The sequence below is a fragment of the Microbacterium sp. genome (assembly GCF_039812165.1).
Classification (GTDB): domain Bacteria; phylum Actinomycetota; class Actinomycetes; order Actinomycetales; family Microbacteriaceae; genus Microbacterium.
Window position 1 is genome coordinate 1 of sequence record NZ_JBDIAB010000181.1, and the last position, 5,789, is coordinate 5,789.

The window sequence follows — 5,789 nt, forward strand, 5'->3', positions numbered from 1 at the left end:
CGCGTTGAAGTTGATACAACTCGACTCAAGTTCTGTGAAGAGCCTGGGTCGCACGACTTCGATGTACAGGAGATCCGGGAATGCCCGAAGACTTCACACCCCCGACGGACGGCGCCGACGGCGCGAGCGCGTTCGACGAGTTCATCGCGCGCTACCTCGCCGGCGAGCGCGCCCGTCAGGAGCGCTCGATCGACCTCACGCGCTTCCTGAGCGCGCGCACGCGCGAGATCCTGCAGCGCGCCGGCCGATTCGCCCTCGAACGCGGCCAGCAGGAGGTCGACGCGCTCCACCTGCTCCGCGTCCTCGTCGGCGAGCCGCCCGCGAAGGAGGCCGTCGAGCGCCTCGGCGCCGACCCGCGCGCGATCGCCCGGGCGGCCGAGGAGCGGCTCCCCGCGGCATCCGACCCCGCCGACGTCGACGGCGCCGTCGTGACGCCGTCGGTGCAGCGCGCGCTCTTCCACGCGTTCCAGGTCGCGCGCTCGTCCGGCTCGACGTACGTCGACCTCGAGCACCTGTTCTTCGCGCTCGTCCTCGGGCAGGACACCCCCGCGGGGCAGATCCTCGCGCAGGCCGGCGTCACCGCCGAGGCGCTCACCCAGGGCGTGCGCGAGACGGTGACGCCCGAGGGCGCCAGCGTGGACGAGCAGTCCGAGCAGGCCTCCGAGACGCCGATGCTCGACCGGTACGGCGTCGACCTCACCGCGCGCGCGAGCGCCGGCGAGCTCGACCCGGTGGTCGGCCGCGCCGACGAGATCGAGCAGACGATCGAGATCCTCAGCCGTCGCACGAAGAACAACCCGGTGCTCGTCGGCGAGGCCGGCGTCGGCAAGACCGCGATCGTCGAGGGCCTCGCCCAGGCGATCGTCGGCGGAGCCGTTCCCGCGCAGCTGCGCGACAAGCGCGTCGTCTCCCTCGACCTGCCCGCGATGCTCGCCGGCACGCGCTTTCGCGGCGACTTCGAGGAGCGGCTCACCAAGACGCTCGATGAGATCGCCGCGCGCAAGGGCGAGCTGATCGTCTTCGTCGACGAGGTGCACACCGTCGTCGGTGCCGGCGGCGGCGGCGAGGGGTCGATGGACGCCGGCAACATCCTCAAGCCCCGCCTCGCCCGCGGCGAGCTGCACCTGATCGGCGCGACGACCCTCAAGGAGTACCGCGTCATCGAGAAGGACCCGGCGCTGGAGCGCCGGTTCCAGCCGGTGCGGGTGGGCGAGCCGTCGATCGCGGATGCCGTGCGGATCCTGCACGGGCTCAAGCCCGCGTACGAGCAGCATCACGCGATCACCTACACCGACGCGGCGCTGACCGCCGCGGTCGAGCTGAGCGACCGGTACCTCACCGAGCGCGTGCTGCCCGACAAGGCGATCGACCTCATCGACCAGGCCGGCGCGCGGCTGCGCCTGCGGCTCGGGGCGACGGTCGACGTGAGCGCGCTGCTGCAGCGGCTCGCCGACCTCGAGGCCGACAAGAACGCGGCCGTCTCGGCGGAGCACTACGAGGACGCGTCTCGCCTCCGCGACGAGATCGCCGAGGTGCAGCGCCGGCTCGACGAGGCCCTGACGGCGGGCGCCGCGACGCACGACGCCGTGGTCGACGAGCCGGAGATCGCGGCCGTGATCAGCCGGGCCACCGGCATCCCGGTCAGCCGGCTCACCGAGACCGAGCGCGAGCGGCTCGCGTCGCTCGAGGACGAGCTGCACGGTCGCGTGATCGGGCAGGACGACGCGGTCGCGGCGGTCGCGCGCGCGGTGCGGCGCAACCGCACCGGCATGGGCGACGCGCGGCGGCCGATCGGCTCGTTCCTCTTCCTCGGGCCCACCGGCGTCGGCAAGACCGAGCTGGCGAAGGCGCTCGCGCAGTCGCTGTTCGATGACGACACCGCGGTGATCCGGTTCGACATGAGCGAGTTCGGCGAGCGGCACACCGTGTCGCGCCTGGTCGGCGCCCCTCCCGGATACGTCGGCTACGACGAGGCCGGGCAGCTCACCGAGCGCGTGCGGCGCAACCCCTATGCAGTCGTGCTGTTCGACGAGATCGAGAAAGCGCATCCCGACGTCTTCAACCTGCTGCTGCAGGTGCTCGACGACGGGCGCCTCACCGACGGCCAGGGCCGCACGGTCGACTTCCGCAACACCGTGATCGTGATGACCTCCAACCTCGGGTCGGAGTTCCTCGCCTCGCGCTCGGGCGCGATCGGCTTCATCGCCGACGGCGGCGGGGCCACCGGCTTCGGCAGCGAGAAGGACCTGCGCGACCGGGTGATGGCGAAGCTGCGCGAGGCGATGCGGCCCGAGTTCCTCAATCGCATCGACGAGATCGTGCTGTTCCGCAAGCTCGCCCGCGCGCAGCTGCGCGACATCGTACGGCTCATGCTCGGCGCGACCGAGCGGCGGCTGGCGGCGCGCGAAGTCGTGTTCGAGACGACGGACGCCGCGGTGGACTGGCTCGCGGACCACGGCTACGAGCCCGAGTACGGCGCCCGTCCGCTGCGTCGGCTCATCCAGCGCGAGATCGACGACCGCGTCGCCGACCTGTTCGTGCGGGGCGAGCTGACGGGCGGCGGCACGGTGACGGTGGATGCCGTCGGCGACGAGCTCGCCGTGCGGGTTCCGGTGCCTGTGGCCTGAGCCGGTCCGGGCCCGATGTCGGAGCCCGGTGGGAGAATGCCGGCATGCAGCTCGCCGAGGTCGTCGCCACGGTCCAGGAGGTCACGGCCACACGGTCGCGCCTCGCGAAGATCGACGCCCTCGCGCGGCTGCTCGCCCGACTCGACCCCGACGAGGTCGCTCTCGTCGTGGCCCTCCTCACCGCGAGCCCGCGGCAGGGGCGCCTCGGCGTGGGCTGGCGCGGGCTCATGGCGGTCGACGCGCCGCACGCGGACGCGCCGACCCTGACCATCGCCGACGTCGATCAGGCGTTCGACGTGCTCGCGGCGGCATCCGGACCGGGCTCGGCCGCCACGCGCAGCGGCGCGCTCGCGGGCCTCGCCGGGCGCGCGACCGCGGCGGAGTGGGAGCTCGTGTGCCGCGTCATGCTGGGCGAGCTGCGCACCGGCGCGCTCGAGGGCGTGCTGCTGGACGCCGTGGCCCGCGCGGCCGACCAGCCCGCGGCATCCGTCCGCCGGGCCGCGATGCTCTCCGGCGACCTCGGCGAGACCGCGAGACTCGCGCTCACCGGCGCCGACCTCGACGCCGTGGGACTCGCCGTCGGGCGGCCGGTCATGCCGATGCTGGCGTCGACCGCGGCATCGGTCGCCGACGCGCTCGCCGAGACGGGCGAGGCGTCGGTGGAGTTCAAGCTCGACGGCGCCCGCATCCAGGTGCATCGCCACGGCGACGACGTCCGCGTCTTCACACGGAGCCTCGCCGACGTCACCCATCGCGTGCCCGAGATCGTGCGGGTCGTGCGCGACCTCGACGCGCGCGCGCTCATCCTCGACGGCGAGACGCTCTCGCTCGACGAGGACGGCGCGCCGCGCCCCTTCCAGGACACGATGTCGCGCTTCGGCGCCGACGCGCTGTCGGAGCTCGTCCTCCGCCCGTGGTTCTTCGACCTCCTGCACGTCGACGGACGCGACGTCATCGACGAGCCCCTGAGCGTGCGGCTCGCCGAGCTGGAGCGCGTCGCGGGGGAGTGGCGCATGCCGGGGGTCGTCACCGCCGACGGCGACGCCGCCGACGAGCTCTCGCGCCGCGCGCTGGCCGCGGGGCACGAGGGCGTCGTCGTCAAGGCGATCGACTCGGTCTACGCGGCGGGCCGTCGCGGCAAGAGCTGGGTCAAGGTCAAGCCGGTGCTCACGTTCGATCTCGTCGTGCTCGCGTGCGAATGGGGATCGGGACGTCGAACGGGGATGCTGTCGAACCTGCACCTCGGCGCCCTCGACCCGATCGGAGAGTTCGGCGAGCCGGGTGGGTTCGTCATGGTCGGCAAGACCTTCAAGGGCCTCACCGACGAGCTGCTCCGCTGGCAGACCGAGCGGTTCCCGCAGATCGAGACGCACCGCACCGCCCACACGGTGCACCTCGAGCCGATCACGGTCGTCGAGATCGCGATCGACGGGGTGCAGCGCTCGCCGCGCTACCCGGGCGGCCTCGCGCTGCGGTTCGCGCGCGTGAAGGCGTATCGGCCCGACAAGAGCCCGCGCGAGGCCGACACCATCCAGACCCTGCGGGAGGGGCTCCGATAGGCTCGAAGGGCGCCCCTCCGCGCGTCACCCCCAAGAACTCTCGGAGTCTCCACCGTGCCCGTCGCCGAACGCTCCGATCCCGGCCGCACGCCGATCACCGTCCTCGACGCGCTGCGCTCGCCGCGCCAGCTCTCCCGCGAGGTGCTCGCCGGCATGGTGACGACCCTCGCGCTCGTGCCCGAGGTCATCTCGTTCTCGCTCGTCGCCGGCGTCGACCCGATGGTGAGCCTCGTCGCCTCGGTCGTCCTCGCGCTCGCGATGTCGATCCTCGGCGGTCGCCCCGGCGTCGTGACCGCCGCCGCCGGATCGGTCGCGCTCGTGATCGCACCGCTCGTGCACGAGCACGGCGTCGGCTACGTCCTGCCGACCGTCGTCCTCGCCGGCGTCATCCAGATCGCCTTCGGCCTGGGCGGACTCGCGCGCCTCATGCGGTTCATCCCGCGCTCGGTCATGCTCGGGTTCGTCAACGCCCTCGGCATCCTGATCTTCGTCGCCCAGGTGCCGCACGTGCTGAACGTCACGTGGCCCGCGTACGCGCTGTTCGCCCTGACGCTCGCGATCATCTTCGTCGTGCCGAGGCTGACGAAGGCCGTGCCGTCGCCGCTCATCGCGATCGTCGTCGTCACCGCGATCGTGATCATCGCGCAGATCTCGGTGCCGAACGTGGCCGACGAGGGCGAGATCACCGGACGTCTCCCGGGCATCACCCCGCTTCTCGTGCCGCTCGACCTCGAGACCCTGCGGCTGATCTGGCCGACCGCGCTGAGCATCGCCTTCGTCGGGCTCATGGAGACGCTCCTGACCGCGAAGCTCGTCGACGAGATGACCGACACGCGCTCGCACAAGGGCCGGGAGTCGTGGGCTCTCGGCGTCTCGAACATCCTCGCCGGCTGCTACGGCGGCATCGCCGGCTGCGCGATGATCGGGCAGACCGTCGTGAACGTGAAGATCGGCGGCGCTCGCACGCGGCTCTCGACCGTCGTGGCGGGCCTGTTCCTGCTCGCGCTCGTGACCGGGCTCGACGCGCTCATGGGGCGGATCCCGATGGTCGCGCTCGCCGCGGTCATGATGGTGGTCGCGATCTCGACGGTCGACTGGCACAGCGTCAGGCCGTCGACGCTGCGCCGGATGCCGCTGTCGGAGACGCTCGTCATGACCGTCACGATCGTGGTCGTCGTGGCGACCGGCAACCTCGCGATCGGCGTCGGAGTCGGCGTCGTGCTCGCGATGGTCCTGTTCGCCCGACGGGTGGCGCACGTCATCGCCGTCGAGCGCGAGGTCGCCGCCGACGGCGAGTCGGTGCGCTACACGGTGACCGGACCGCTGTTCTTCGGCAGCAGCAACGACCTCGTCGACCAGTTCTGGTACGCCGACGACCCCGCCGCGGTCACGATCGACCTCCGACGCGCGCAGATCTGGGACGCGTCCACCGTCGCCGCGCTCGACTCGATCGAGACGAAGTACGCCGATCGCAGGATCGCCGTCCGCATCGAGGGCCTGGACGAGCGCAGCACGAGATTCCGCCGCCGCCTGAGCGGCCACCTCGGCTGAGCCGCTCGCCGCGGCCGCCCCGCCCGGGCTTTCGCGAGCCTGCCCCCTCCGC

3 protein-coding genes are annotated in these 5,789 nt (G+C 72.4%); all 3 read left to right on the forward strand.

The genetic code is table 11. The features are described 5' to 3' along the window. Positions 1 to 80 precede the first annotated feature (80 nt). From WML84_RS12210 to WML84_RS12220, 3 genes are read left to right on the forward strand one after another with little or no spacing between them, the layout of a single operon-like run. A complete protein-coding gene (locus tag WML84_RS12210; protein ID WP_347346417.1) occupies positions 81 to 2,627 on the forward strand; it encodes an ATP-dependent Clp protease ATP-binding subunit in 2,547 nt (848 codons plus the stop codon). A 44-nt stretch (positions 2,628 to 2,671) separates the two neighbouring features. Further along, positions 2,672 to 4,186, forward strand: coding sequence for an ATP-dependent DNA ligase (locus WML84_RS12215; RefSeq protein WP_347346418.1), 1,515 nt, complete (start codon positions 2,672 to 2,674; stop codon positions 4,184 to 4,186). Between the two features lie 54 nt (positions 4,187 to 4,240). Further along, complete coding sequence (locus tag WML84_RS12220; protein ID WP_347346419.1) at positions 4,241 to 5,737, forward strand: SulP family inorganic anion transporter; 1,497 nt, start codon at positions 4,241 to 4,243, stop codon at positions 5,735 to 5,737. Positions 5,738 to 5,789: the final 52 nt, after the last annotated feature.